Consider the following 25,719-nt stretch of genomic DNA (forward strand, 5'->3'; position numbering starts at 1 on the left):
ATCCACAGCTTGTTCCGAAAGGTTCGGGCCTTATAACGATCAAGGATGATCCATGATGATGCCTGTCTCTCCATCGGTTTCGCCTGCGGAACTGGAAGCGCGCCTGCGCCTGCACCGCTTGCCGGAAATCGGTCCCAAGCGTTTCACCAAACTGCTCGAAGCCTTCGGCTCTGCCTCAAAGGCTATCAGCGCTCCCGCCAGTGCCTGGCGCTCGCTGGGTTTGCCGGCGGCCAGCGCCGAGGCCCGACGCTGCCCTGAAGTTCGCGACGGCGCCAGCCACGCATTGCGCTGGCTAGAGCGTCCGGATCAACATTTGCTGATGTGGGATCACCCGGATTATCCGGCTTTGTTGGCGCAGATTCCCGACCCACCGCCCCTGCTGTTTGTCGCTGGCGACCCACGAATTCTGGAAAAACCGCAACTGGCGATGGTCGGCAGTCGCCGCGCCTCCCGCCCGGGCATGGACACTGCCGCTGCGTTTTCCCGCAGTCTCGCGGGGGCCGGATTCGTCATCACCAGCGGTCTGGCGCTGGGCATCGATGCCGCGGCGCATCAAGCCGCTGTCGACATCGGCGGGCAAACGGTCGGCGTGCTCGGTACCGGTCTGGAAAACTTTTATCCACAGCGCAACCGACGGCTGGCGGACGCGATGATTGCGTCCGGCAGTGCGGTGCTTTCGGAATTCCCTCTGGACACCGGGCCGACGGCGAGCAACTTCCCGAGACGCAACCGGATCATCAGCGGTTTGTCCCTCGGCGTGCTGGTGGTCGAGGCCAGCGTTGCCAGCGGTTCGTTGATCACTGCGCGGCTGGCGGCAGAACAGGGTCGCGAGGTTTACGCCATTCCGGGTTCGATTCATCACCCCGGCGCCCGGGGCTGTCATCAACTGATCCGTGACGGCGCCGTGCTGGTGGAAACCATCGAGCACATTCTCGAAGCCCTGCGCGGCTGGCAGCATCTGCCGGTATCCACCGACGCAGCGAATCCGGAGAACCCGTTGTTGACCTTGCTGCACGCGGCGCCGCACACCAGCGAGGGCCTGGCCGACAGCAGTGGCTGGGCGCTGCCCAAAGTGCTGGCGGCGCTGACCGAACTGGAGATGGATGGCCGCGCGGTGTGCGAAAACGGCCGCTGGTTTGCGCGCGTGAGCTAGGTTTTACATTGAAGATCGGTAAACTGCGCGAAACCTGTTTGCGGAGAGTTTTTCATGGTCAACAGTTGGCGTGTGCAACAAGCCGCACGAGAGATTCGCGCCGGGGCGGTGATTGCCTATCCAACCGAAGCCGTCTGGGGGCTGGGGTGCGATCCTTGGAATGAAGAAGCGGTGGATCGCCTGCTGGCGATCAAGAACCGTTCGGTGGACAAGGGCTTGATCCTGGTCGCCGACAACATTCGTCAGTTCGATTTTCTGTTCGAGGATTTCCCCCAGGACTGGATCGACCGCATGGCCAGCACCTGGCCGGGCCCGAACACCTGGCTGGTGCCGCACCAGAACCTGCTGCCGGAGTGGGTGACCGGGGTGCATGACACCGTGGCACTGCGGGTCAGCGATCATCCGCAGGTGCGGGATCTGTGCTCGCTGGTAGGGCCGTTGATTTCGACGTCGGCCAATCCGCAGGGGCGGCCGGCGGCGAAGAGTCGCTTGCGGGTCGAGCAATATTTCCGAGGTCAGGTCGATCTGGTGCTCGGCGGAGCGCTTGGCGGTCGCAAGAACCCGAGCCTGATTCGGGATCTGGCCACCGGCAATATCGTGCGCCCGGCCTGATACCACCCTTGGTTAATTTCGTGAGTACTCCTCGGCTTTCACGGCGAGGGGTACTACGCGTGCCTGCGATTTTTCCTTCATTTAGCTGAAGTTATAGCCCCGCGTTTTGTTTGAATTTTTCCTTTCTACGTCAGATGAATCTTTAAGTATTCAATTGTTGTAATTTTTTCCGACGTTATTCTCAGAAGCCACACAGTGGCGATTTTTCTAAAACCATTCATTATTTCAATGCGCTCAGAAAACTTCGAAAAGTTAACGGCTGCGGAGAAGAAATGGATATCAGGGATTCGCAATTAACGGATTATCTGCAGGAAATTCAGACGACCTTTAAAAGGCGTCATGAAAACTATCGCATCGTTATTCTTGAAGCAGGATCAGATACACGAGAGTTTGAACGGTTTGTTTCCCGCCATTTTCGGCTGCGATTGCAACACTACATGTTGACACCCAGAGCCAGGTCACTTGAAACACGCCTGGCGATTATTTCGCGCAGTACCCACTTTCTGTTGTATCAGCACGACAGGCCCACGGCCGTATTGAGAGTGACCCCTGCGCCGTTCGAATGGGCCTCACTGGCGCAGCAGCAACTGTCTCCCGCCACGACGCTGTCGCGCCATGTCGAGTTCAGTCGCTTGATCAGTCACTCGCAAACTCAGTTCCCCATGTCGATCAACGGCCTGCTGGCCGCTGCCACGGAATGGGCGGTCACGCGGGGTTATGAGGGCGTTACCGCGCTCTGCCGATCACCGCAGCGGCGACTGTTCCAGCGCTTCGGCCTGACGCCCATCACCACCGACGCCCTTCGCATCGAACAGCGCCAACGCGGCGATTACTGGCTGCTCTCGGCTCAATGGCAGCAAATCCTCACAGCACTTCAACAGTCCGCCCACCTGCTCGCCAACCCATTGGAGAACTCCGTTGATGAATACGCCTCTCAGTTTTGAACAACAATTAAGCCTGCTCGATGAGCGAATCGAAAAGTCATGGGCCGATATTCTGGAAAGTTCGCGGTTGGTGAATGCCATCCGCGAAGGTAGCGTTTCAAGAGCCTTATATGCGATCTATATGATCCAGACTTTTCACTACACGGCGCACAATGCGCGAAATCAAGGACTGGTGGGTGTTAGACATGCGGATAATCCGGTGTATGCCAAGTTCTGCTTTGAACATGCGGCACAGGAAGTCGGTCATGAAAAAATGGCACTGCATGATGTCATGAGCCTTGGTTTGAAGAATGAAGTGTTTGATATTCCGCCTGCACTACCGGCCACTGATGTGCTGATCGCTTATTTATATTGGATTTCCTTTACCGGTAACCCGTTACAACGGCTTGGTTATAGTTATTGGGCAGAAAATGCCTATCAGTTCATTACTCCTCTCATTGATAGCCTGAGTGAAACACTGGCGCTCAAACCCGCTCAACTGACCTTCTTCATTGCACATTCCGACATTGATATCGAGCACTTCAACGAAATCAAACTGATGCTGCAGCGCACCTGCAAGCGTCAGGAGGACTGGGATGCGATTAGCACTGTCATGGAAACCAGCCTGCGCCTGACCGGCAACATGCTCGAGGCGGTTTACGAGCAGTTCGAGGCCTGGCAAAACGGGTTGGCACCCCGATACGACTTCCTCCATGCGCTGGACAACCAATGAAGGCCGTCCGCCCATGTTCAGATCAGATGGTTGGAGGCAGACATGGCTGATTATTTCGACCGGCTCAACTACACGCTCGGGGATGAGGACACCGCGCTTGAGTACGCGATCCTGCCCAGACATGCCAGGCACGTGCTGGGTATCGCCGGATGCGGCGGCCGGCTGTTGCCGTTATTGGCCGCCGCCCCGGCACGCATGACCTGTACCGATATCAGCGCGCCGCAACTGACGTTTACCCGATTGCGTTTTGCCCTGCTGGAACAGACTGATCACGAGTCGTTCATGGCGTTCATGGGCTATCGAATGGAAAGTATGCGGGCGCGACGCCGCTCCATTTTCCAGCAACTGGTTTTACCACCGACGGATCGTCGCTGGCTTTCCGCGTTCTTCCAGTCCCGACGTTGGGAAGCACCGATTTACATGGGCGCATTCGAGCAGACCTTGAAGCGGTTGGCCAAGATCACCGGACTGTTTACCGGCAAGGCTGGCCGGGGCATTTTTCAGTTCAGCCGGCTTGAGGAACAAACGGAGTATTACCGAAACCGCTTTCCGCTCAAGCGCTGGAAAGCCGTGATCGCTTTGCTGGGAAACGCAGCAGTCCTCAATTCGCTGCTGTACAAGGGCGCGTTTCCACCCAACAACCTGGGGATCAGCTCCCGCGCGGCGTATCTGGAAATTTTCCATACGATGTTCACCGCTCAGGTGGTCCGCGAGAGCTTTTTCCTGCAAATGCTGTTTTTCGGTGAGCTGCGTTATCCACAAGGCTTTCCGCTGGAGTGCGATCCGGCAATTTTCCAGCGGGCTCGTGAGGGACTTCAGCAGTGCGAGTTACGTGTGGTGCAGGCCGACATCCTCGACTGTGTTGCCGGGGAAACAGCCATCGATTTCGTATCGCTGTCGGACGTGCCTTCCTTTATGCCCGAAGCGGCCGGAAAAAATGTCCTGCAGCGCCTGGCTCCAGCTCTGTCGGAAAACGCACAAGTGGTCATGCGGGGGCATTTGCATGTGGTGCGGCCCGATTGCGCAGGTTTCTGCGACATCACCCAACAGTACCAGGCAGACATTGCGCGAGAAAAAACCCAGCTCTGGCATGTCCAGGTCTATCGCCGCACACCCTCTTTGCAGGTATCCCGATGAACACTTTTCAACCGACCGTCAATTGGGTCAAAAACCGTGTCCGGCAAGCGCGTGACGATCAGCAACAGCTATTCGATGCGGGGCTGAATGGCCTGAAGCTGGCTAAACGTGAAGGCAAAGAGATCAAGCTCGAAAGCGGTGAACGGCTGACCGAGTTTCTCTCGTGTTCTTATCTGGGGCTTGAGTGTGATCCTCGCTTGATCCAAGGAGCGGTGAGCGCCGTGGAGTCTTTCGGCGTGCAGTTCGCCGCCGCACGAACTCGAGCGCTGTTGCCACCCATGCGTGAGCTGGATGAACTGCTGAACCGGATATTTCAGGGGCATTCGGTCACCTTCAACTCGGTGGGCAGTGCGCACCTTGGCTGTCTGCCGCTGCTCGGCTCCGGCGAGATGCCCTCGTATCCCATGCGTCGTGGCCCGTGCTGGATTGTCGACCGTGCCGCTCATGCTTCTATGCAAGTGTTGCAAGGCATTCTCTGGCAATTCGGCCCGATACAACGCCGCGATTGCAGCGATGTAGAGCAGGTGGAGGAAGCGTGCTCAACGGCGGTCGCGGCGGGTAATACGCCCATCATCCTGACCGACAGCATTGGCTCGATGCGCGGTGTTTACCCGATCAATCGCCTGCTGCAACTGGCGGAGCGTTTCGACGGTTATCTCTATGCGGATGACGCCCACGGTACGTCGATCCATGGCGTGGCCGGAGGTGGTTACGCGCTGGACGCGGCGGATGAACGACAGCGTGGCCGGCTGATCCTGCTGTCGTCGTTGTCCAAGGCCTTCGGCGCAACCGGTGGGGCGATTACTGTGCGCACCGAAGCGGATGCCGAGATGATTAGGCGCCATGCATCGACCTATACGTTTGGCGGGCCATTGTCCGTTGGCGGGGTGGGCGCAGCAGTTGCTTCGGGGAAAATTCATTTGTCGCCGGAGCTGGGTCAATTGCAGGTGGCGCTGTGGAGAAATATCGCCACGATCGACCGTTTGCTGGGGCCAGTGCTGGGCAATCATCACGTCGCATCCCCCATTCGTTTCGTCCGCGTCGGGGCCGAGAGAGATGCGATCAGCCTGGCGCAGCATTTGCGCCGGCAGGGTATGGCGGTCACTACTGCGCTGTTTCCGGTGGTGGCCAAGGGCGAGGCGATTTTGCGTCTGGCCATCAGCGCGAGCCACAGTCAGCACCAGTTGGAGTCTCTGGCGAACGCCGTCCGTAGCGGATTCGATGAGCTGGGCATTCGTCAGGGAGGGCGCGGCCATGAGCAATGAACTCGTCACGGATGTATCGGCCGAGGCCTTCGCGCGTAAATTGGCTCACGCGCGTTCACTGCCGTGGTTCCATGCGCTGTATCCGCGAATCCTTGAAGTACAGGGATTGGCCGATCTGCATCGATTGCCGGTACTGGCGGTGGAAGACGAGTCCGGCGACGGGCTGTTTTCCGCGCTCGGTGAAGCTTCACACCGAGCACTGGGTGGCGGGCTGACCCTGACCTCGGGAGGCAGCACCGGCAATCGCAAACAGATCACCCATTCCTGGGCGTTCAACGCTGCAATCGTGCCCTTGGGAGCACGGATGTTCGGGGGGACGGACGAACGACCTGAATCGGTCATCAACTGCCTGACGGCCGGGGAAATGCAGGGTGCCTTTCAATACGCGTCAGCCATCGTCCAGCACATTGGCGCACGCTTGTTGCCTGCCGGTTCACAGATGGGCGTGCAGCGCGTCGCCGAGCTGATACATGCACACAAAGCCGATGCGTTGATATGCACTCCCTCCTTCGCCGCTGCTTTGTTCAATCATGAAACAGCTGGCGCTGTGCAATTGTGCAGCCTGAAGTGGCTCTACTACATTGGAGAACCTTGCAGTAAAACGCTGCGCGACCAATTGGCCCGGGACTGGCCGGCGCTGAAGATCCGCTCGTTGGGCTACAGCTCGACGGAGACCGGCCCCATCGGTTTTCAGTGCTCCCATCTGGAGCACGGTTTTTATCACCTGCATGCCGACGCCATGCTGCTCGAAGTTGTTGATCCGCTGACCCTCCAAGCTGTGGCTGAAGAGCAAACCGGTGAGTTTCTGCTGACGCCACTGCTGCCCGATCACGTGCCGCTGTTGCGCTACCGGATCGGGGATCGTGGGCGAATCCTGCGCACAGTGACGAAGTGTGCCTGTGGCAGTCCCATGCCGGTGCTGGCGCTTGAGGGGCGGGTCGAGTCATCGATCAAGCTGGGTGGCGCGCTCATCACTCAGTCACAGGTATTGCATGTACTCCGGCAGATTTTGCCGCAGCTGCAGGCCACCGATGTCCAGGTGCAGATTGATCGACGGCCCGAGGGAGCAAGCATGCGTCTGGTCCTCGCCGAGGACACACTGACAGCCGACACACAAAGCGTCATTGAAGATGCGTTGCAGGTCGAAGGGCAGGCCAGCGCATTGCTCAGGCTGCCCGGTGTGCTGGGGCTGGAGGTGAAGCGTCTTGCTCGTCAGGAGTTCGAAACCACCCTGGCCGGCAAGACGCCGTTTTTTGTGACGTTTGAACAGACCCCGGCACCGTCATGAAGATGGGACGAGGTCATCGGTGGTCAGGGCAGCAGGACAGTGGAGCCCGTGGTTCGCCGCGCCGACAGCTCGGTCTGCGCTTTGGCCGCGTCAGCCAGTGGATAACGCTGGCTGATATCCACTTTCAGCTTGCCGCTGGTGATCATCCCGAACAGTTCGTCGGCCATGCGCTGCAGGTTTTCGGCGTTGTTGGCGTAGGTCGCCAGGGTCGGCCGGGTGACGTAGAGCGAACCTTTCGCCGCCAGAATCCCCAGATTCACGCCGTCCACCGCGCCCGACGCATTGCCGAAGCTCACCAGCAGGCCACGGGGCGCCACGCTGTCCAGCGAAGCCGGCCAGGTGTCCTTGCCGACGCCGTCGTAGACCACCGGGACTTTTTTCCCGTCGGTCAATTCCAGCACCCGTTGGGCGACGTTTTCGTGGCTGTAGTCGATGGTTTCCCAGGCGCCATGGGCCTTGGCCAGATCGGCTTTGGCTTTCGAGCTGACGGTGCCGATCAGCTTCACGCCCAGGGCTCTGGCCCATTGGCAGGCGAGCAAACCGACGCCCCCGGCCGCTGCGTGGAACAGAATGGTTTCGCCACCCTTCAGTTCGTAGGTCTGGCGCAGCAGGTACTGCACGGTCAGGCCCTTGAGCATCACGCCGGCGGCGGTTTCGAAGCTGATGGCGTCCGGCAGGTGCACCAGATTCGCTTCTGGCAAGACGTGAACGTCGCTGTACGCGCCCAACGGGCCGCTGCCGTACGCCACACGATCACCGACCTTGAACCGGCTGACCTCGCTGCCCACGGCCTCGACGATACCGGCGCCTTCCGCCCCCACGCCCGACGGCAACGCCGGTGGCGCGTACAGACCGCTGCGATAGTAGGTGTCGATGAAGTTCAGGCCGATGGCCTTGTTGCTCACGCGAACCTGCTGCGGACCGGGTTCGGCGGGTTGATAGTCAACGTACTCGAGCACTTCGGGGCCGCCGTGGGCGCGGAACTGGATTCGCTTGGCCATCTGCCTACTCCTTGGGTCATTTGGGAAGGTCCCTATCGAACGCTCATGCTTGATCTTCGTCAACTGCGGCGTGCCGGTTTGCGATGGTATGCTACGCGCCCATTTGCGCGGGGCGCCGCGCAGTTCCGCCCGATCCAAGGTGAAGCCATGACGACCCGCACCGACGCCGTAAAGGCCTATCTGCTCGACCTGCAAGACCGCATCTGCGCCGCGCTGGAAACTGAAGACGGCGGCACGCGCTTCATCGAAGACGCCTGGACCCGTCCGGCCGGCGGTGGTGGTCGGACCCGGGTAATCGAGAACGGCACGGTGATCGAAAAGGGCGGCGTCAACTTTTCCCACGTCTTCGGCAGTGGCCTGCCACCGTCCGCCAGTGCCCATCGGCCGGAGCTGGCCGGGCGTGGTTTCGAAGCCCTTGGCGTGTCGTTGGTGATCCACCCGCACAACCCGCATGTGCCGACGTCCCACGCCAACGTGCGTTTTTTCATCGCCGAGAAGGAAGGTGAAGAGCCGGTCTGGTGGTTCGGCGGTGGCTTCGACCTGACTCCGTACTACGGCAACGAAGAAGACTGCATCCACTGGCACCGCGTAGCCGAACAGGCCTGCGCGCCGTTCGGCCCGGACGTCTACCCGCGCTACAAGGCCTGGTGCGATACCTATTTCCATATCAAGCACCGCCACGAGCCGCGTGGCATTGGCGGCCTGTTCTTCGATGACCTGAACGAGTGGGACTTCGACACCAGTTTCGCCTTCATGCGCGCCATCGGCGATGCGTACATAGACGCTTACCTGCCGATCGTGCAGCGCCGCAAGAACGATGCGTTCACCGCCAAGCAGCGCGAGTTCCAGGAATTCCGTCGCGGCCGCTACGTCGAGTTCAACCTGGTTTACGACCGTGGCACCCTGTTCGGCCTGCAGTCGGGCGGGCGCACCGAATCGATCCTGATGTCGCTGCCGCCGCAAGTGCGCTGGGCCTACGACTGGAAAGCTGAGCCGGGTAGCGAAGAAGCACGCCTGACCGAGTACTTCCTGCAAGACCGCGACTGGCTGGCCCAGGCCTGAGGACTTTTGATGGATCGTTACGTCGTTTTCGGTAACCCGATCGGCCACAGCAAGTCGCCGATGATTCACAAACTGTTCGCCGAACAGACCAGGCAGAGTCTCGACTACAGCACCCTGCTGGCGCCGCTCGAGGACTTTTCCGGCTGCGCCACGGCGTTTTTCCAGGAAGGTCGCGGCGCAAACGTGACCGTGCCGTTCAAGGAAGATGCTTATCGTCTGGCCAACAGCCTGACCGCCCGCGCCGAACGCGCGGGTGCGGTGAACACTTTGAGCAAACTCGCCGACGGTACATTGCTCGGCGATAACACCGACGGCGCCGGTCTGGTGCGGGATCTGACGGTCAACGCCGGGTTCAGCCTCACCGGCAAGCGCATTCTGCTGCTCGGCGCCGGTGGCGCGGTGCGCGGTGCGCTGGAGCCTTTGCTGGCGGAGAAGCCGGCTTCGGTGATCATCGCCAACCGCACAGTGGACAAGGCCGAGCTGCTGGCCGAACTGTTCTGTGATCTGGGGCCAGTATCGGCCAGCGGTTACGACTGGTTGCGCGAGCCGGTGGACGTGATCATCAACGCCACCTCCGCCAGCCTCACCGGCGACGTGCCGCCGATTGCCCCAAGCCTGATCGAGCCGGGCAAGACCCTGTGCTACGACATGATGTACGGCAAGGAACCGACCGCGTTCTGCCGGTGGGCCAGCGAGCACGGCGCGGGTGTGGTGATGGACGGCTTGGGCATGCTGGCCGAGCAGGCTGCCGAAGCCTTCTTCCTGTGGCGCGGCGTGCGTCCGGACACTGCGCCGGTTCTGGCGGAATTGCGTCGGCAGTTGGCGCTGTAAGGCGCCCTCAGTCCTCGAAGCGGATCGGGCATTTCTCCGGCCCTTCGAGTTTGCGCAACTCCTCCACCACCTGCGGTCGCGCCTGACGCAAGGTCAGGCTGCGATCCTGGCGCAACAGGCGCCGGGCTTCCTGATGGAGCATTTCCACGCCTGAATAGTCGATGAAGTTGATTTGTTGCGCCTCGATCACCACCCGCGCGCCATGCATCCGTTGCAAGCGCACTTGCAGGTAGTGGCTGGCGCCGAAAAAGATCGACCCGCCGACCCGCAACACATCGTCCTCGCCATCGCGCCAATGCTGCACCCTCGGCTGCGAGGTGCGCTTAAGGTAGAAAAACAACGAGGCCAGCACGCCTGCGTAAATCGCCGTCTGCAACTCCAGCAGCAACGTGGCGATGCAGGTCAGGCTCATCACCACGAATTCCGCCCGGCTCACCCGCAACAGCGCACGAATGCCGCGATGATCCACCAGTCCCCAGGCGATCAACAGAATGCTGCCGGCCATGGCCGGGATCGGAATGTGCGCGATCAGCCCGGCACCGAAGATCGCGAACAACGCCACCCACAACGCCGAAAACACCCCGGCCAGCGGCGAACAGGCCCCGGCCTCGTAGCTCAGCCCGGAACGGGTGAACGAGCCGGCGGACAAGGATCCTGAAAAGAACGCCCCGACAATGTTCGAAAGACCCTGCGCGCGGACTTCCTGGTTGGCGTCGAGCAGCTGTTGCGAGCGTGCGGAAATCGAACGGGCAATCGACAGGCTGGTGACCAGCCCGAGCATACCCACCGCCACGGCGCTGGGCAGCAGGCGCAGGATCAGATCCATATCCAGCGGCAATCCACTGAACGGCGGCAAGCGGCCGACAAATGCGCTGACCAATTGAACATGGCCGAACATCGCCGGCCACAGCCACACCACCACACTGCCGAGCACCAAGGTCATCAACAGCGTTGGCCAGCGTGGCAGCCACTGTTTGAGCAACGCACCGACCACCACCGTTGCCACACCAAGGACCAATGATGGTTTATCCACAGCCCCGAGATGGCGCAGCAGATCCATCAGGCTGGCCAGCGCCGTGGCCTTGGCCGGCAGATCCAGTCCCAGCAGGTTCGGCAATTGACCGATGGCAATCACCACCGCCGCGCCGAGGGTGAAACCCAGCACCACGGAATGCGAGACGAAATTTACCAGCGCGCCGAAGCGCAACAGCCCGAGCAGCCACTGGAAAATCCCGGCGAGGAAGGTCAGAAGCAGGATCAGGGTGATGTAGTCCTGTGACGCAGGCACGGCCAGCGGACTGACACTGGCGAACAGCACAATCGAAATCGCCGCGGTCGGGCCGCAGATCAGATGCCACGACGAGCCCCACAGGCAGGCGATCAACACCGGGACGATGGCAGCGTAGAGCCCGTATTCCGGTGGGAGACCGGCGATCAGCGCGTAGGCAATCGACTGGGGCAACGCGAGAATCGCCCCGCTGAGGCCGACGACCAGGTCCCGCCCGACGCTGGCGCGGGTCTGCCGGGGCAGCCAGGTCAGGAAGGGGAAAAGTGAGCGACGGCTGGGGAGGGCCATGGATCCTCTCGGGTGAAATTTTGCGCATTGTACGCAGCCCGGGACGCGGAGCGTCCATTGCGGCGTTCCCACGCAAAGCGTGGGAACGATCGGCCCGCGCAGTTACAGTTTGGCTTTAACGGCCGGCAACGCATCTTTGCCGTCCACGGTCTTCACACCATCAAGCCACTTGTCCAACACCGCCGGATTCGCCTTGATCCAGGCCTTCACCGCCTCCGCATTGCTGACCTTCTTGTTCACCACCTCGGCCATGATGCTGTTCTCCATCTCCTGAGTGAACGCAAGATTGGTCAGCAACTTACCCACATTCGGACAGGCCTCGGCGTAGCCCTTGCGGGTCAGGGTGTAGACACTACCCGTGTCGCCAAAGTACTTCTCGCCACCCTTGAGGTAATGCATTTTCAGCTGCACGTTCATCGGGTGCGGAGTCCAGCCGAGGAAGGTGACGAACTTCTGCTTTTTCACCGCCCGCGACACTTCGGCCAGCATCGCCTGTTCGCTGGACTCGATCAGCTTCCACTGGCCCAGGTCGAAGTCGTTTTTCTTGATGATCTCTTGCAACGAAATGTTCGCCGGCGCGCCGGAGCCGATGCCGTAGATCTTCTTCTCGAATTTATCGGCGTACTTATTCAGGTCGGCAAAGTTATGCACACCCGCGTCCCACACGTAATCCGGCACGGCCAGGGTGAACTCGGTGCCGTCGAGGTTCTTCGCCAGTTGGGTGACGTCGCCAGTGGCGACGAACTTGTCGTAGAAGCCCTGCTGCGCCGGCATCCAGTTGCCGAGAAACACGTCGACCTGGCCATCCTTCAATCCGCCGAAGGTGATTGGCACCGCGAGGGTGTCGACCTTGGCCTTGTAGCCCATGCCCTCCAGCAGAAACCCGGTGATGGCGTTGGTCGCGGCGATGTCGCTCCAGCCGGGGTCGGCCATTTTCACCGTGTCGCAGCTCTCGGCGAACGCGGATGCGCTGCCCAGTGCCAGCAGACTGACCGTCACGACTGTGGATAACTTGACCATGGACTTCCCCTTAACGTTATTGGTTTTGGCAGGGTTGTGGATAACGGGCCTTGCGCTCCAGGTCATCGAGGTCGATGTGGTTGCGCATGTACTGCTGACTGGCGTCCACCAGCGGCTGGTGATCCCAGCTCTTCAGCTTGCCGATCGTCAGCGCCTCGGCGACGAAACGCCGACGGCGCTGGCTTTCAAGGACTTCGCGGTGGATCGCCGGGATGTCCCACTTGGCCCGCGCTTCAGCGAGAAAATCGTCGAACAGCTGGCGATGTTGCGGTGATTGGCTGAGTTCTTCCTGCTCGCGTGGGTCGTTATCCACATCGAAGAGTAGGCAAGGGTCGGTTTCGCTGTAGATAAATTTGAAGGCGCCACGGCGGATCATCATCAGCGGGCTGACAGTGCCCTCGGCCATGTATTCGCCGAACACTTCGTCGTGACCGCCCTGCCCTTGCAGGTGCGACACCAGCGAGCGGCCGTCCAGCGGCAGATTCGGTTCCAGGTTGCCCCCGGCCAGTTCGACGAATGTCGGCAACAGGTCGGCGGTGGAGACGGCAGAGCTGACACGGCCCGATTTGAACTGACCGGGTGCACTTATCAACAGGGGCACTCGCGCGGCCATTTCGTACCAGTGCATTTTGTACCAGAGGCCCTTCTCGCCGAGCATGTCGCCATGGTCACCGGAGAAAACGATGACGGTGTCGTCCATCAGCCCACAATCTTCGAGGGTTTGCAGGAGTTTGCCGACGTTGGCGTCGATATAACTGCATGCACCGAAGTACGCGCGGCGTGCGTCGCGGATTTTATCCACAGGCAGCGGCTTGTCCCACAGGTCGTAGACCTTGAGCAAACGCTGGGAGTGCGGATCGAGTGAATGCTGATCCGGCGTCGTCGGAAGCGGGATATCCGCATCGTCATACAAATCCCAGAACGCCTTGGGAATCGTGTACGGGTCGTGAGGGTGAGTCATCGACACGGTCAGGCAGAACGGCTGGTCGCCGTCCTCGCGAATATGGTCGAACAGGTATTGCTGAGCCTTGAACACCACTTCTTCGTCGAAGTCGAGCTGGTTGGTGCGCACACACGGCCCGGCCTGCAACACCGAAGACATGTTGTGATACCAGCTCGGCCGCACGTCGGGTTCGTCCCAGTTCACCGCCCAGCCGTAGTCGGCCGGATAGATGTCGCTGGTCAGGCGCTCTTCGTAACCGTGCAGTTGATCGGGGCCGCAAAAATGCATCTTGCCCGACAGCGCAGTGCGGTAACCGAGGCGGCGCAGGTAATGGGCGTAAGTTGGAATGTCGGCGGGGAAATCAGCGGCGTTGTCGTAGGCGCCAATTTTGCTCGGCAACTGGCCGCTGACCAGGGTGAAACGCGAGGGTGCGCACAGCGGGCTGTTGCAGTAGGCGGCATCGAACACCACGCCTTGTTCGGCGAGGCGGCTGAGATTCGGCAGTTTGATCGGCGACGGGCCGTAGAACGGCAACATTGGCGCGGCCATTTGATCGGCCATGATGAAAAGAATGTTCTTGCGCTTCATGTGATCGCGGCATTCCATAGTGAATATTTATGCGACATTGCTGCGATCGAGCATGGATTCCACGCAATATCCGGTAAAGCCCGCGCCGGACAATGACTAGGATAAGCACAGCTTATGTATGAAGCCCTCGGTGATTTGTCGCTGGACCTGCTGCGCGCCTTCGAGGCGGCGGCCCGTCATCGCAGTTTTACCGCTGCGGCGGTGGAGCTCGGCACGACGCAACCGGCGATCAGTCAGCAGATCAAACGGCTGGAGGAACAGCTCGGAACGCGGCTGTTCGACCGGATCTACCGGGGCATCGAACTGACCGAGGTCGGCTCGATCCTGTTCGAGCAGGTTATCCTCGGTTTGCAGAATATCGACGCAGGATTGAGCGCGATCAGCACGCAGCAGCAACATGAAGTGCTGCAGGTCGCCACCGATTTTGCCTTCGCCGCGTATTGGCTGATGCCGCGTCTGCATCGCTTTCACGAAGCTTATCCACAGGTGGACGTGAGCCTGGTTACCAGCGAGCGCAATCACAACATGCTGCGCCCGGATATCGACGTTGCCGTGCTGTTCGGCGACGGTCGCTTCAAACAGGGCGAAAGTCACTGGTTGTTCAGCGAAGAAGTGTTTCCGGTGTGCAGCCCGCAACTGCTCAAGGATCGCCCCCTGCCCTTGCCGGCCCAGGCACTTATGGAATTTCCGCTGCTGCACCTCCGCGGGGAAAACAGCAGTAACTGGTTCGACTGGAGCGGTCTGTTCCGCGTGCTTAACATCAGTACGCCGCCGGCCCCGGGCCAGTTGCGCTTCGACAATTACACATTGCTGATTCAAGCGGCGATTGGCGGTCAGGGCGTGGCAATTGGCTGGCGGCACCTTGTGGATAACTTGCTCACCCAGGGGCTGTTGTGCCGGCCGATCGCTGAGACCACCCTGTCGCGCCTCGGTTATTACGTGGTGCTGCCGCAGCGCAAACGCCGGGGCGCGCTGATCCAGACGTTCGTGGATTGGCTGATGGCCGAACAAGCCAGCAGCGCCGAGTCCTTGGCTGGATTGCCGTTGCCTTCGATTGCTGTGTAATGGATCAAGAGGCGGCGACAAAATCCACGTGCTGACGCAGATGCAGATTCAGCCGCAGCTCGTCGGCAATCCCCACCGCCACCCGGTTCAGGCGTTCCAGCGGTTCGGCCAGACCCGGTTCCAGCGTGCGGCCGACCTGACTGAAATGTTCGATCGTCAGCCCGGCGACGCTGCGCGGTGCATTCACCAGCGTCCAGTGCAACGGGCTGCTTTGCAGGGCTTCGCGCACTTCCTCGGCGGCGTGGCGTTGCAGCGGGTCGGCGTTTTCCGGATCGTCCAGTGCTTCGAATTCGCCGATGACAAACAGCCGCGAGACGTTCGCCGCTTGCAATCCATCGATCAACGCATCCACCGCCAGCACCTGTTCCACTGGCCCCAGCACCACGGATTTTTCGACATGATCACTACTCAGCGGCAAGCCCGGCGCATTCAGCAGGCAGATCACCGCCGTGCTGCCGGCCACGCTCTGATTGACCCGCTCGGCATCGAGCAGATCGCCGCTTTTGGTACGCAGCCCCGGCCGTGGCGCGAGCGCCGTCAGATCGTCGAGGATCGCGATGACTTCGTGCTGGCGCCGCAGCAGTTCAGCCATCAACGCACTGCCCAGGCTACTCATGGCACCATAGAGCACCACTTTCACCGCCGGGGTTTCGGCATTTTTCATGGCTGAGGTCCCTTTTGTTTTCCCTTGTATGGCGTGTGACATACGGGCAACGCCGAGGGTTCGAACCGATTCAGAGGGTTTGCGATGCAGACGATCAAGGGTTATCACGCCCACGTTTATTACGACGCCAGCACGATCGAACAGGCGCGGGCGCTGTGTGAGCAGGCCGCGCAATTGTTCCCATTGAAGATGGGCCGCGTGCATGAACGCCCGGTCGGCCCGCACCCGGACTGGAGCTGCCAGCTGGCCTTCGGCCCGGAGCTGATCGGCGAGGTGTTGCCGTGGCTGGCGCTCAATCGCAAAGGTTTGGTGGTGTTCCTGCACCCGGACACCGGCGATGACTTGCTCGATCACACCGAGCACGCGATCTGGATGGGCGCGATGCGGCCGCTGGATCTGTCTATTTTTTAATCAGATGCTTTCTTCGGGTTCGCCCGGCAGATGCTCGTCCAGGTGCAGCCACGGCAACTGGCTGTCGGTCCAGATATGCCGCTCGGCGGCGGCCCGCTCGGGATGATCCAGTGTGGCAATCGTCAGATCGATGCTCTCGGGACTGAGCAACGTCACCAGCGCCAGTTGTGCGCCGCAGTTCGGACAGAAGAACCGGGCACAACTGGTCGACGAGTCATAACGCGAAGGCGTCCCGGCCAGCCACTGGAAGTTCGCCGCCGGCAGCGTGATCCAGGTGGTGACGATGCCGCCGCTGACCTTTCGACAGATCGAACAATGACAGTGGGCGATGTCGTGCAATGCTCCGCTGAACTGATAGCGGATATGTCCGCAGTGACAGCCACCGCCGTGCAACTCAGTCATCGCCCTGTCCTCCGCTTCCCGTGTTCATTGACTCTAGCCCGCATCCGACGGCCGGTTGGCCGTTCGCCCAAAGCTTTCTTGCGCGAAAGGTAGCTGAAAGGTTCCCCGATTAGGATCGCCCCCACTGCCGGCAACAGACCGGTTGGCCAACGCGTGTGATTGCTCGCACGACAGGCCCAATTAACAACAACAATGGTGATTCTGATGTCCTCTGCAACCCGCCTCCTCGCTCCAACTCCGCCCGTACGCCTCGTGCTTCCCGTTCTGCGCTGATCCACCCGATCCGCTCACTTACCTAGCCGCGCTACGCCTGGAGTATTCCCATGCTGACTTTCCTTGGCTTCGCCATGGTCATCACGTTCATGTTCCTGATCATGACCAAGCGCCTGTCTGCGCTGATCGCTCTGATCATCATCCCGATCCTGTTCGCCCTGTTCGGTGGTTTCGCCCCGAAGATCGGCCCGATGATGCTCGAAGGTATTACCAAGCTTGCGCCGACCGGCGTGATGCTGATGTTCGCGATTCTGTATTTCGCCCTGATGATCGACTCCGGCCTGTTCGACCCGGCCGTGCGCAAGATCCTCAAACTGGTCAAGGGCGACCCGCTGAAAGTTTCGGTCGGCACCGCCGTACTGGCGCTCGTCGTTTCCCTCGATGGTGACGGCGCGACCACTTACATGATCTGCGTGGCCGCCATGCTGCCGCTGTACAGCCGCATCGGCATGAGCCCGCGGATCATGGCCGGTCTGATCATCCTCGCCGGCGGCGTGATGAACATGACCCCGTGGGGTGGCCCGACCGCCCGTGCGGCGAGCGCGCTGCACGTGGACCCGTCGGACATCTTCGTGCCGATGATCCCGGCGATGGCTGCCGGTGTGGTGGCGATCCTGATCATTGCCTACTTCTACGGCAAACGTGAGCGTGCGCGTCTGGGTGAGCTGCACCTGATCGGCGACGAAATCGATCACAGCGAAATCAGCGTCTCGCAATTCCCGGATGCCCGCCGTCCGAAACTGATCTGGTTCAACGGCCTGCTGACCCTGGCCCTGATGTGCACCCTGATCGCCGGCCTGCTGCCGCTGCCGGTGCTGTTCATGGTGGCGTTCAGTATTGCCATGATCGTCAACTACCCTTGCCTGCAAATGCAGAAGGATCGTGTCGCCGCCCACGCCGGTAGCGTGCTGTCGGTGGTCAGTCTGATCTTCGCGGCGGGCATTTTCACCGGTATCCTGTCGGGCACCGGCATGGTTGATGCCATGTCGAAAAGCCTGCTGGCAGTGATCCCTGATTTCCTCGGCCCGTACCTGGCGGTGATCACGGCGCTGGTGAGCATGCCGTTCACGTTCTTCATGTCGAACGACGCGTTCTACTACGGTGTGTTGCCGGTGTTGTCCGAAGCGGCCAGCCATTACGGCATCACCGCGATGGAAATGGCCCGTGCCTCGATCGTCGGTCAGCCGGTTCACCTGCTGAGCCCACTGGTGCCGTCGACGTACCTGCTGGTGGCACTGGCGGGGATCGAGTTCGGCGATCACCAGCGTTTCACCCTGAAGTGGGCAGTGCTGGTCTGCCTGTGCATACTGGTCGCAGCCTTGCTGTTGGGGACTTTCCCGCTGTTCAGCACGTTGTAACCGCACCAAACTCACCAGGACGCCAGCTGATTGCTGGCGTCCTGGTTTAACACTCGCTCAAAGGAATACACATGGAATGGCTGACCAACCCTGAGATCTGGGTTGCCTTCTTCACCCTGACCGCCCTGGAAATCGTTCTGGGCATCGATAACATCATCATGATTTCGATCCTGGTCAGCCGCATGCCCAAACACATGCAGCAGCGCACCCGGATCTTCGGTCTTGGCCTGGCCATGATCACGCGGATCCTGTTGCTGCTGTCGATCACCTGGGTCATGCGCCTCACCGCCGACCTGTTCGAAGTGTTCGGCCAGGGCATTTCCGGTCGCGACCTGATCCTGTTCTTCGGTGGCCTTTTCCTGCTGTGGAAAAGCTCCCAGGAGATGTACCACGCACTGGAAGGTGAAGACGAAAGCGACGAGACGCCCGGCGGCAAGGGCGGCAATTTCCTCTACACCATCATCCAGATCGCGATCATCGACATCGTGTTCTCGCTGGACTCGGTGATCACCGCCGTCGGCATGGTGTCCCACGTTCCGGTCATGGTCGCGGCGATCATCGTTGCGGTACTGGTGATGATGCTGGCCTCGGGCAAGATCAGCGAGTTCATCGACAAGCACCCGTCGCTGAAAATGCTCGCGCTGTCGTTCCTGCTGGTGGTCGGCACCGTGCTGATTGCCGAATCGTTCGACGTGCACGTACCGAAAGGCTACGTCTACTTCGCCATGGCGTTCTCGCTGGCGGTCGAAGCGATCAACATCAAGATGCGCACCGCCATCGCGAAAAAACGCAAACAGCAGGATCCGGTGAAACTGCGCAAGGATATTCCGGGTCAGTAACCCGAACGCAGTGAACAGAAAAAGGGGCCTTCGAGCCCCTTTTTTCTGGCCGGCCGAAACGCGCGGGAGCCGTTGAAGGTTGACGCACCGGGCTGCGCTGGTTAGCGTCCACCCTCGCTTCGACAATGACAAGGAATGCACATGTCTGGAAAGCCAGCTGCACGCGTCACGGATCCGACCACATGCCCACTCCCCGGCCATGGCACCAACCCGATTGCCAGTGGCTCGCCCGACGTTTTCTTCAACGGCCTCGCCGCCGCTCGCCTGGGCGACACAATGCACTTTTGGGCAGGCCCTCAGCGGCGCCTTCTCCGCGACCGTGTTGATCAACGGCAAGAACGCCATGACCCTCGACAGTACCGCCAGCCACGGCGGCGTGGTGGTCGGCGGTTCCGGTGACGTCATCATTGGCAGCAGCCACACGCCCGCGCCGTTCATCCCGCCGTTGCCGATTATCGGCAAGCCACTGGTCGAGTTCAAAGCGGTCAGCGCCGGCAATGGTGAACCCATCGCCGAACAAGGCTACGAGATCGAAACCGCCGAAGGCCGCATCGTCAAAGGCCAGACCAACGCACAAGGCATGACCCAAAGCGTCGCGACCCTCCAGCCTGATCTGGCGGTCGTGCGCTGGACAGTGTGAGCCTCAAGGAAGAACCCATGACCGGACAATGCATCGCCCCCGACGACCTGGACATGAAAAAGCTCTGGGACAGTACCTGCGAGCTGCCTGCCTGCAAACGCGAAACCACCAAGACCGGGCCCAACCCGAAAACCCGCGTCGAAGTCCCGCTGCTGACCTGCAACTGCCTGTGGCGCCGCTTCCAGAAAGAAGCCGAAGAATGGGTCGCCCCGGGCGGCGTTCTGATTGCCGACCCACAGGCGCGCAACCGCAAGATCAACGCGGCGTACGCGCAGTTGTGGCTGGCGGATAACCGGTTCCAGTGGGCGGGGCTGGCGGCGTTTGCTTCGAAGCAGGTGGGGTGTGGGTTGATCCATGCGACTAAACTGCAAACCGCGATAGCCGCGCAGAAAGCCGTGCAGGAGAAACTTCGTACCGCCAAATCGGAAACGATTTTTGAAGGTTTCGGTTTCAAGCTCAGCAAGACCAATCCTGAGGCGGAGCGCGAACTGGAGAAAGCCCGGGCTGCCAACCCGTTGCCCACTGAAGACATCACCTTCGGCGACAACCCGCGCTCAGTGGTTCAGCAGCAGTTGGACTACGTGTATGAGATGTTGGCGCTCGGTAATACATCGTTGTTTCTGGACGTTTATCCGCTGCACCGGTTTTTTATGGTGCGGGGGTACAAGGAAATGGAGAAATGCCTGAAGAGCCGGCGCGGCATAACCAAGGATGTGATGTGGCCGATTGCGAGCAAGGTGGAGTTTGGTGTTGATGCCGGTGAGATCTACCGAACTTTTGAAGCCATTGATGCTGGCGAAATTGCGGAAAGCGTTCGGCAGATGGCGCGACACGAGCAGATCAATATTTTGCAACCGGCAATGTATGAGGACGCCCAATTCGCAGCTTTGATGCGTGGCACCCATGCAGGTAATTCCATCTCTGTCGTGACGGGTTTGTTTTCAGGGGCGGCAGAAGAAATCCAGCTGACTCTAGCCAGTCAATGCAAAGCCCCGGATAACAGACAGGTTTCCTTTTCCAAGAACCCATTAGCGAATCTTGCAGACAGAGATCAGCGAATGGAGTTCGTGTTACGTGCAGCCAACCAATTCGACAACTTGCTCAAGAATCCAACAAGTCGTGCTCAGTTGAAGCAATCGATTACGGACATCGCTAATGGAGGCGGGATCAAGTGATTAGGGTTTCACGTCGATTGCTTATTGTCGGGGTTGTTATTGCGCTCATTTTGGCGGGCGTTGTCGCCTATGCCATGTCTGGTGTCGACAGGATCTCTGCTCATATCGGCAAGCCATATACCGCCGTGGTCAAAGATTCTACTTTTCCGGTTGAGCGTAAAACGGCTATTTACCCAAGCGAGCCGCCCGAGGTTGATTCAACCTGGATCAGCAGCCCCGTCGTGATCACATTTGATGATCCAGAGCATGGTTTCACCTTGCCCGAAACGGTCTTCGGCGCAGTTGGGTATAACAAGGGAAAGGTTGACGGCATCACCACTTCACCCATGGTCGAAACACTGCCATTCGACCGAACAGCGACGCTGCTGGTTGAGCTGCAGTCCATGTTCAAAAAAGCAGGATGGATGCCCGAATCAGTTGAGGGGAATGACTGGATTAAGGTTTCGAGTGATGAAGACAGGCGTCAGTTGCAAGCCAAACTCTTCAATCAGGTGGACGGTGTCACTCTTCTGATTCCGCACAAGTACAGCCTACTGTTGCATATCAAATGCTATGCGCGTTGCGATGAGCGAAATCCAGAGACCGCCAAATATCTGATCGACATCGGCTTGAGCAGAGACCATTTCAGTGATTGAGCGCACCCCTAGAGATAGGGCAACTGATGAAGGTATCCGCAATCGGAGTATTCATCAGTGATCCGGACGAGCAATCGTTTACTGACGATGGTGGTCGTCTTTCTTCTGGCATCCGGTGGTCTGATTTACTCACTTTCACTCCCCAAAACTTTGTCCGTCCATATCGGTAAATCTTACGAACAGGTCATTAAAGACTCCTCCTTCCCTGTTGAAGATAAAACGGTGATTTACCCTGGCGCTCCACCTCATCCAAGCTCTGTCTGGATCAGTAGCCCTGTTGTCATAACGTTTGACGACCCCAAACATGGCTTCAGCCTGCCCGCGACGCTATTCGGCGCAGTAGGTTTCGATAACTGGACGGTCTCAAACATAACGACATCCCCAATGCTTGAGGTTCTGCCGTTCGACCAAATGATTGTCGTGCTTGATCAACTACAAGGTCAGCTCAATAAAACCGGATGGATTGAGTGGAATGCGGAAACCAATCCTTGGGTGAAAACCTCTACGGAAGCTGACAGGAAGCAGTTACAGGCAGAATTATTTGACAACGTGGTGGTAGCTGTTTTGCAAGTTCCGCACAAGTACTCCCTGGCACTCAACGTCAAGTGCTACGCACACTGCGATAAGCGGGACCCGAGTACAGCGAAATACTTGATCGACGTCAGCGTGGGAAGAGACCACTACAGCGATTGATCCAGCGAAGCGCAGTCCCTGCATGGTTTCTGTGTAGAAATCAAAGGCCCACGTGAAGCCCTTTTCATGACACTTTTGTTTCAATCCCCGCTTTAGCTGTGCAATGCTGGCGCCCAGACCGTTAGCCAACTACAGCTTAAGTATCAGAACGTAGAAATTGCGCGGTACCGTCAATTTGCCCCTCTGGGGCGCTGCTATTACAGGGGGTCTGCATGCTCACCCTGCTCAATCTGCTCTCTGCCGTGGCCTTGCTGATCTGGGGCACGCACATCGTCCGAACCGGCATCCTGCGGGTGTACGGCACCAATCTGCGCCACGTGATCGGCCAGAACATGTCCAAACGCTGGCTGGCCTTTGTCGCCGGCATCCTCGTGACCGCGATGGTGCAGAGCAGTAACGCGACTGCCATGCTCGTGACGTCCTTTGTCGGTCAGGGCCTGATGGCGTTGACCCCGGCCCTGGCGACCATGCTCGGCGCCGACGTCGGTACGGCGCTGATGGCGCGGGTGCTGACGTTCGACCTGTCGTGGCTGTCGCCGCTGCTGATTTTCCTCGGGGTGATTTTCTTTCTCTCGCGCAAACAGACCCGGCTCGGGCAGATGGGCCGTGTGGCCATCGGGTTGGGGCTGATCATTCTGGCGCTGCAACTGATCGTCGAGGCCGCTGCGCCGATCACCCATGCCCAAGGGGTGAAGGTGATTTTCGCCTCGCTGACCGGCGATATCCTGCTCGACGCCCTGGTCGGTGCGCTGTTCGCGATGATTTCCTATTCCAGCCTGGCGGCCGTGCTGCTGACCGCCACGCTCGCTGGCGCTGCGGTGATCAGTCTGCCGGTGGCGATCGGTCTGGTGATCGGCGCCAACATCGGCAGCGGCGTGCTGGCGTTCATGAGCACCAGCATGCAGAACGCCGCCGGCCGGCAGGTGGCGCTGGGCAGCCTGCTGTACAAGCTGATCGGGCTGCTGCTGATCATTCCGGTGCTCGACCCGCTGGTGCACTGGATCGACAGCCTGGATTTCAGCCCGCAGGAAATGGTCATCGGCTTCCACCTGCTCTACAACACCGCGCGCTGCCTGATCCTGCTGCCGAGCGTCGGGCCGATGGCGCGACTGTGCGCCTGGCTGCTGCCGGAGCGCCCGGAGGTCAACGGTACCGCCAAGCCGCGTCATCTGGATGCGACGGCATTGGTCACGCCAAGTCTGGCGCTGGCCAACGCCGCCCGGGAAACCCTGCGCATGGGCGACCTGATCGACAACATGCTCGATGCGACCCTCGACGTGCTGCGCGGCAAGCAGACCGCCATCACTCAGGAAATGCGCAAGCTGACCGATGACGTCGAAGCGCTGTACAGCGCGATCAAGCTGTACCTGGCGCAGATGCCCCGCGAAGATCTCGGCGAGCAGGACAGTCGGCGCTGGGCGGAGATCATCGAGCTGGCGATCAACCTCAAACTGGCCAGCGATCTGATCGAACGCATGCTGCGCAAAGTGCAGCAGCAGAAGACTTCGCAACGTCGGTCGTTCTCCGAAGATGGACTGGAGGAGCTGGCCGGCCTGCAACAGCAATTGATCGCCAACCTGCGGCTGGGGCTGTCGGTGTTCCTCAGCGGCGACAAGGAAAGCGCCCGTCAGCTGCTGCGCGAGAAACGTCGCTTTCGCGCACAGGAACGACGTCTGGCCCACGCCCATGTCAGCCGATTGCAACGCAAGATCGTGCAGAGTATTGAGACCAGTTCGTTGCACCTGGAGTTGATTGCCGACATGAAACGCCTGAACTCGCTGTTCTGCAGCAGCGCCTATGTGGTGCTGGAAACTTCCGATACCGGCGCGCTGGCGGCGGACGATATGGCGGACATCACGCATTCGCCTTGAACGTCTGGGGTTGTGGTCAGTCAGTAACTCAAGGTTCGGCCTCGCGGCCGGACTGACGACACGGATCTCCAATTCAGCCGTATGGAAGCTCGTTATGCGTTGCCTGTTGTTCGCCTGTCTGTTGCTCGGTTCCCTGCCCGCCTTCGCCCTGGATCGTTTTCAGGTCGAGGGCTATGCGCTGCCCAACGGTTTGCAATTGCTGCTCAAGCCCGGCACCGAGCGTGGGCACGTGGCGATCCGGCTGGTGATCGGTGTCGGTCTCGACGATTTTGACTGCAATGAAAAGGAGCTGCCGCACCTGCTCGAACACTTGCTGTTCAGCGGCATCGACGCCACCGGTGAAGGTGGCCTCGAAGAACGCATGCAGGCCCTCGGCGGTGACTGGAACGCCTTCACCAGCAACGCCGACACCACGTTCGTCATCGAAGCCCCGGCGAAAAACCAGCGCAAGGTCCTCGACCTGCTGCTGGACCTGCTGACTCAGACCCGCTTCGACGACAACGCGATCAACGCTGCCAAGCGAGTGGTCGAGCGTGAGGACGGCGGCCATTACACCCGCCTGCAACGCTTCCTCGACCGGCAGGATCTGGGCCACACCGCGAGCAATCAACTGGCGGTCGAGCTGGGCCTGAAATGCCCGCAGCGGGCCGAGGTCGATGGCCTGACCCGCGAACAGCTGGAGAAGGTGCGCAAGGCTTGGTACGCACCGAACAACATGACCCTGATCGTCGTCGGCGACCTCGACAAACTGCTGCCGGCCTATCTGGAACGGGCATGGGGCGCGCTGGAAGCGGTCGACCCGAGCGAACATCGTCCATTGCCGGACATCCGCGCCAGCGCCGCTCACGAACGCACGATCACTCGCGGCTTCATCGGCAACAGCGCCAAGCTGCACTGGCTGGTGCCGGAGCCGGTGCTGGACGATCAGTACGACGAAACCTTCGACCTGCTCAAGGAATATCTGGAGTGGGCGCTGTATCGCCAATTGCGCCTGAACCACGGTTTGTCCTACGGGCCGTGGGCCGAGCGCGAAGTGTTCGGCGGCGTGGGTTTCATGAGCCTCAACGCCGACCTGGATCGCGGCGACATTGCCGAAGCCGAACAAGTGCTGGAAGACCTCAAGGCCGACCTGCTGAAAAACGGCCTCGATGCCGACACGTTCAATCGTTTGAAGCAAGCTGCCATCGCCCACCAGGCCTGGGCCGTGCAGGGCACCAGCGCCATGGCCGACTATTACTGGAGCGCCCTGGGCGACTACGAGGATGGCCGTTTTGCCGATCCTGCGCGGGAGCTGCAAGGCGTGACGTTGGAGGCGGCGAACAAGGCCATGCGCGAGTTGCTGCTGCAACCGGGCTATCTGCGGATCGAGAAACCGCTGCTCAGTGACGATCAGGTGTTGTGGCTGCTGGCGGGCGGATTGGGCGTGGTGGTGCTGATGCTGCTCGGCTGGCGCCTGCATCGGCGCAAATCCGTGCATCCAGACTGACCGGCAGCCTCGCCACACGGCCCGGCGGGCGGTACTCTGTCGGGGTTTTTTCCTCGACTGTCGTGAACCGCCCAA

The 25,719-nt window shown here is 60.1% G+C and carries 24 protein-coding genes and 1 pseudogene; 19 read left to right on the plus strand and 6 right to left on the minus strand.

Annotated features, from left to right (window positions below; translation table 11 throughout):
• Positions 1-52: 52 nt before the first annotated feature.
• From dprA to CAF90_RS11355, 7 genes are all read left to right on the plus strand, one after another.
• The gene (dprA, locus tag CAF90_RS11325; RefSeq protein WP_085606338.1) at positions 53-1,153 is read left to right on the plus strand and encodes a DNA-processing protein DprA; all 1,101 of its coding nucleotides are present in this window, start codon (positions 53-55) and stop codon (positions 1,151-1,153) included.
• A 54-nt stretch (positions 1,154-1,207) separates the two neighbouring features.
• Positions 1,208-1,765: an L-threonylcarbamoyladenylate synthase gene (locus CAF90_RS11330; protein WP_007954101.1), complete on the plus strand. Its 558-nt coding sequence runs from the start codon at positions 1,208-1,210 to the stop codon at positions 1,763-1,765.
• Between the two features lie 272 nt (positions 1,766-2,037).
• Positions 2,038-2,709, plus strand: a complete 672-nt coding sequence (locus CAF90_RS11335; RefSeq protein WP_085606340.1) for a hypothetical protein — start codon at positions 2,038-2,040, stop codon at positions 2,707-2,709.
• The gene (locus CAF90_RS11340; protein ID WP_085606342.1) at positions 2,687-3,421 is read left to right on the plus strand and encodes an iron-containing redox enzyme family protein; all 735 of its coding nucleotides are present in this window, start codon (positions 2,687-2,689) and stop codon (positions 3,419-3,421) included. Before CAF90_RS11335 ends, CAF90_RS11340 begins: the two co-directional genes overlap by 23 nt.
• 42 nt (positions 3,422-3,463) lie before the next feature.
• A complete protein-coding gene (locus CAF90_RS11345; protein WP_085606344.1) occupies positions 3,464-4,558 on the plus strand; it encodes a DUF3419 family protein in 1,095 nt (364 codons plus the stop codon).
• On the plus strand, positions 4,555-5,823 hold the full coding sequence (locus CAF90_RS11350) for an aminotransferase class I/II-fold pyridoxal phosphate-dependent enzyme (RefSeq protein ID WP_085606346.1): 1,269 nt from the start codon (positions 4,555-4,557) through the stop codon (positions 5,821-5,823). Before CAF90_RS11345 ends, CAF90_RS11350 begins: the two co-directional genes overlap by 4 nt.
• Complete coding sequence (locus tag CAF90_RS11355; RefSeq protein ID WP_085606348.1) at positions 5,813-7,111, plus strand: phenylacetate--CoA ligase family protein; 1,299 nt, start codon at positions 5,813-5,815, stop codon at positions 7,109-7,111. The genes CAF90_RS11350 and CAF90_RS11355 overlap by 11 nt, the downstream gene beginning before the upstream one ends.
• Before the next feature lie 23 nt (positions 7,112-7,134).
• Here CAF90_RS11355 and CAF90_RS11360 read toward each other — a convergent pair whose 3' ends face one another.
• Entirely contained in the window at positions 7,135-8,112 is a 978-nt protein-coding gene (locus CAF90_RS11360; protein WP_085606350.1) for an NADPH:quinone reductase, read from the minus strand.
• Between the two features lie 147 nt (positions 8,113-8,259).
• Here CAF90_RS11360 and hemF point away from each other — a divergent pair, with 147 nt between their 5' ends.
• Together hemF and aroE are read left to right on the plus strand one after the other, a co-directional pair.
• Complete coding sequence (hemF, locus tag CAF90_RS11365) at positions 8,260-9,174, plus strand: oxygen-dependent coproporphyrinogen oxidase (protein WP_085606469.1); 915 nt, start codon at positions 8,260-8,262, stop codon at positions 9,172-9,174.
• Positions 9,175-9,183: 9 nt separating this feature from the next.
• Positions 9,184-10,005: a shikimate dehydrogenase gene (aroE, locus tag CAF90_RS11370; RefSeq protein WP_085606352.1), complete on the plus strand. Its 822-nt coding sequence runs from the start codon at positions 9,184-9,186 to the stop codon at positions 10,003-10,005.
• 7 nt (positions 10,006-10,012) lie between these two features.
• Here the strand turns inward: aroE and CAF90_RS11375 are convergent, their stop codons facing one another.
• From CAF90_RS11375 to betC, 3 genes are all read right to left on the minus strand, one after another.
• The gene (locus CAF90_RS11375; protein ID WP_085606354.1) at positions 10,013-11,581 is read right to left on the minus strand and encodes a SulP family inorganic anion transporter; all 1,569 of its coding nucleotides are present in this window, start codon (positions 11,579-11,581) and stop codon (positions 10,013-10,015) included.
• A 102-nt stretch (positions 11,582-11,683) separates the two neighbouring features.
• Positions 11,684-12,601 carry a choline ABC transporter substrate-binding protein gene (gene choX / locus CAF90_RS11380; RefSeq protein ID WP_085606357.1) on the minus strand — a complete coding sequence of 306 codons (918 nt, stop codon included), beginning with the start codon at positions 12,599-12,601 and terminating at the stop codon, positions 11,684-11,686.
• 16 nt (positions 12,602-12,617) lie between these two features.
• Positions 12,618-14,132, minus strand: a complete 1,515-nt coding sequence (gene betC, locus CAF90_RS11385) for a choline-sulfatase (protein ID WP_085606359.1) — start codon at positions 14,130-14,132, stop codon at positions 12,618-12,620.
• A 114-nt stretch (positions 14,133-14,246) separates the two neighbouring features.
• On the opposite strand from betC, the gene CAF90_RS11390 reads away from it, so the two are divergent.
• Positions 14,247-15,197 carry a LysR family transcriptional regulator gene (locus CAF90_RS11390; protein WP_085606361.1) on the plus strand — a complete coding sequence of 317 codons (951 nt, stop codon included), beginning with the start codon at positions 14,247-14,249 and terminating at the stop codon, positions 15,195-15,197.
• 4 nt (positions 15,198-15,201) lie between these two features.
• On the opposite strand, the gene CAF90_RS11395 is transcribed toward CAF90_RS11390, so the two are convergent.
• Positions 15,202-15,861, minus strand: coding sequence for an NAD(P)-dependent oxidoreductase (locus tag CAF90_RS11395; RefSeq protein ID WP_085606363.1), 660 nt, complete (start codon positions 15,859-15,861; stop codon positions 15,202-15,204).
• An 84-nt stretch (positions 15,862-15,945) separates the two neighbouring features.
• Between CAF90_RS11395 and CAF90_RS11400 the strand changes: the two genes are divergently transcribed.
• Positions 15,946-16,272, plus strand: coding sequence for a DOPA 4,5-dioxygenase family protein (locus tag CAF90_RS11400; RefSeq protein ID WP_085606365.1), 327 nt, complete (start codon positions 15,946-15,948; stop codon positions 16,270-16,272).
• Here CAF90_RS11400 and CAF90_RS11405 read toward each other — a convergent pair whose 3' ends face one another.
• Positions 16,273-16,674, minus strand: coding sequence for a GFA family protein (locus tag CAF90_RS11405; RefSeq protein WP_085606367.1), 402 nt, complete (start codon positions 16,672-16,674; stop codon positions 16,273-16,275).
• A gap of 323 nt (positions 16,675-16,997) precedes the next feature.
• Here CAF90_RS11405 and CAF90_RS11410 point away from each other — a divergent pair, with 323 nt between their 5' ends.
• From CAF90_RS11410 to CAF90_RS11445, 8 genes and pseudogenes are all read left to right on the plus strand, one after another.
• Positions 16,998-18,305: a CitMHS family transporter gene (locus CAF90_RS11410; RefSeq protein ID WP_085606369.1), complete on the plus strand. Its 1,308-nt coding sequence runs from the start codon at positions 16,998-17,000 to the stop codon at positions 18,303-18,305.
• Positions 18,306-18,376: 71 nt separating this feature from the next.
• On the plus strand, positions 18,377-19,144 hold the full coding sequence (locus CAF90_RS11415; protein ID WP_007954068.1) for a TerC family protein: 768 nt from the start codon (positions 18,377-18,379) through the stop codon (positions 19,142-19,144).
• 141 nt (positions 19,145-19,285) lie between these two features.
• A pseudogene (locus CAF90_RS11420) lies at positions 19,286-19,784 on the plus strand (PAAR domain-containing protein).
• 17 nt (positions 19,785-19,801) lie between these two features.
• Complete coding sequence (locus CAF90_RS11425) at positions 19,802-20,959, plus strand: DUF2515 family protein (RefSeq protein WP_085606371.1); 1,158 nt, start codon at positions 19,802-19,804, stop codon at positions 20,957-20,959.
• Positions 20,960-20,976: 17 nt separating this feature from the next.
• Positions 20,977-21,594 (plus strand): hypothetical protein, encoded by a 618-nt coding sequence (locus CAF90_RS11430; RefSeq protein WP_256578437.1) that lies wholly within the window; start codon positions 20,977-20,979, stop codon positions 21,592-21,594.
• A gap of 57 nt (positions 21,595-21,651) precedes the next feature.
• Positions 21,652-22,287 (plus strand): hypothetical protein, encoded by a 636-nt coding sequence (locus tag CAF90_RS11435; RefSeq protein WP_256578438.1) that lies wholly within the window; start codon positions 21,652-21,654, stop codon positions 22,285-22,287.
• Between the two features lie 212 nt (positions 22,288-22,499).
• A complete protein-coding gene (locus tag CAF90_RS11440) occupies positions 22,500-24,158 on the plus strand; it encodes a Na/Pi cotransporter family protein (protein ID WP_085606375.1) in 1,659 nt (552 codons plus the stop codon).
• A 94-nt stretch (positions 24,159-24,252) separates the two neighbouring features.
• Positions 24,253-25,644, plus strand: a complete 1,392-nt coding sequence (locus tag CAF90_RS11445) for a pitrilysin family protein (RefSeq protein ID WP_085606377.1) — start codon at positions 24,253-24,255, stop codon at positions 25,642-25,644.
• Positions 25,645-25,719: the final 75 nt, after the last annotated feature.

This window comes from Pseudomonas sp. B37(2017) (genome assembly GCF_002112885.1).
GTDB lineage: Bacteria > Pseudomonadota > Gammaproteobacteria > Pseudomonadales > Pseudomonadaceae > Aquipseudomonas > Aquipseudomonas paraglycinae.

What these genes read in the sequence shown, in the direction of transcription:
- dprA (WP_085606338.1), top strand. Translation starts at nt 53, where the DNA reads ATGATGATGCCTGTCTCTCCATCGGTTTCGCCTGCGGAACTGGAAGCG.
- CAF90_RS11330 (WP_007954101.1), top strand. Translation starts at nt 1,208, where the DNA reads ATGGTCAACAGTTGGCGTGTGCAACAAGCCGCACGAGAGATTCGCGCC.
- CAF90_RS11335 (WP_085606340.1), top strand. Translation starts at nt 2,038, where the DNA reads ATGGATATCAGGGATTCGCAATTAACGGATTATCTGCAGGAAATTCAG.
- CAF90_RS11340 (WP_085606342.1), top strand. Translation starts at nt 2,687, where the DNA reads ATGAATACGCCTCTCAGTTTTGAACAACAATTAAGCCTGCTCGATGAG.
- CAF90_RS11345 (WP_085606344.1), top strand. Translation starts at nt 3,464, where the DNA reads ATGGCTGATTATTTCGACCGGCTCAACTACACGCTCGGGGATGAGGAC.
- CAF90_RS11350 (WP_085606346.1), top strand. Translation starts at nt 4,555, where the DNA reads ATGAACACTTTTCAACCGACCGTCAATTGGGTCAAAAACCGTGTCCGG.
- CAF90_RS11355 (WP_085606348.1), top strand. Translation starts at nt 5,813, where the DNA reads ATGAGCAATGAACTCGTCACGGATGTATCGGCCGAGGCCTTCGCGCGT.
- CAF90_RS11360 (WP_085606350.1), bottom strand. Translation starts at nt 8,112, where the DNA reads ATGGCCAAGCGAATCCAGTTCCGCGCCCACGGCGGCCCCGAAGTGCTC.
- hemF (WP_085606469.1), top strand. Translation starts at nt 8,260, where the DNA reads ATGACGACCCGCACCGACGCCGTAAAGGCCTATCTGCTCGACCTGCAA.
- aroE (WP_085606352.1), top strand. Translation starts at nt 9,184, where the DNA reads ATGGATCGTTACGTCGTTTTCGGTAACCCGATCGGCCACAGCAAGTCG.
- CAF90_RS11375 (WP_085606354.1), bottom strand. Translation starts at nt 11,581, where the DNA reads ATGGCCCTCCCCAGCCGTCGCTCACTTTTCCCCTTCCTGACCTGGCTG.
- choX (WP_085606357.1), bottom strand. Translation starts at nt 12,601, where the DNA reads ATGGTCAAGTTATCCACAGTCGTGACGGTCAGTCTGCTGGCACTGGGC.
- betC (WP_085606359.1), bottom strand. Translation starts at nt 14,132, where the DNA reads ATGAAGCGCAAGAACATTCTTTTCATCATGGCCGATCAAATGGCCGCG.
- CAF90_RS11390 (WP_085606361.1), top strand. Translation starts at nt 14,247, where the DNA reads ATGTATGAAGCCCTCGGTGATTTGTCGCTGGACCTGCTGCGCGCCTTC.
- CAF90_RS11395 (WP_085606363.1), bottom strand. Translation starts at nt 15,861, where the DNA reads ATGAAAAATGCCGAAACCCCGGCGGTGAAAGTGGTGCTCTATGGTGCC.
- CAF90_RS11400 (WP_085606365.1), top strand. Translation starts at nt 15,946, where the DNA reads ATGCAGACGATCAAGGGTTATCACGCCCACGTTTATTACGACGCCAGC.
- CAF90_RS11405 (WP_085606367.1), bottom strand. Translation starts at nt 16,674, where the DNA reads ATGACTGAGTTGCACGGCGGTGGCTGTCACTGCGGACATATCCGCTAT.
- CAF90_RS11410 (WP_085606369.1), top strand. Translation starts at nt 16,998, where the DNA reads ATGCTGACTTTCCTTGGCTTCGCCATGGTCATCACGTTCATGTTCCTG.
- CAF90_RS11415 (WP_007954068.1), top strand. Translation starts at nt 18,377, where the DNA reads ATGGAATGGCTGACCAACCCTGAGATCTGGGTTGCCTTCTTCACCCTG.
- CAF90_RS11425 (WP_085606371.1), top strand. Translation starts at nt 19,802, where the DNA reads ATGACCGGACAATGCATCGCCCCCGACGACCTGGACATGAAAAAGCTC.
- CAF90_RS11440 (WP_085606375.1), top strand. Translation starts at nt 22,500, where the DNA reads ATGCTCACCCTGCTCAATCTGCTCTCTGCCGTGGCCTTGCTGATCTGG.
- CAF90_RS11445 (WP_085606377.1), top strand. Translation starts at nt 24,253, where the DNA reads ATGCGTTGCCTGTTGTTCGCCTGTCTGTTGCTCGGTTCCCTGCCCGCC.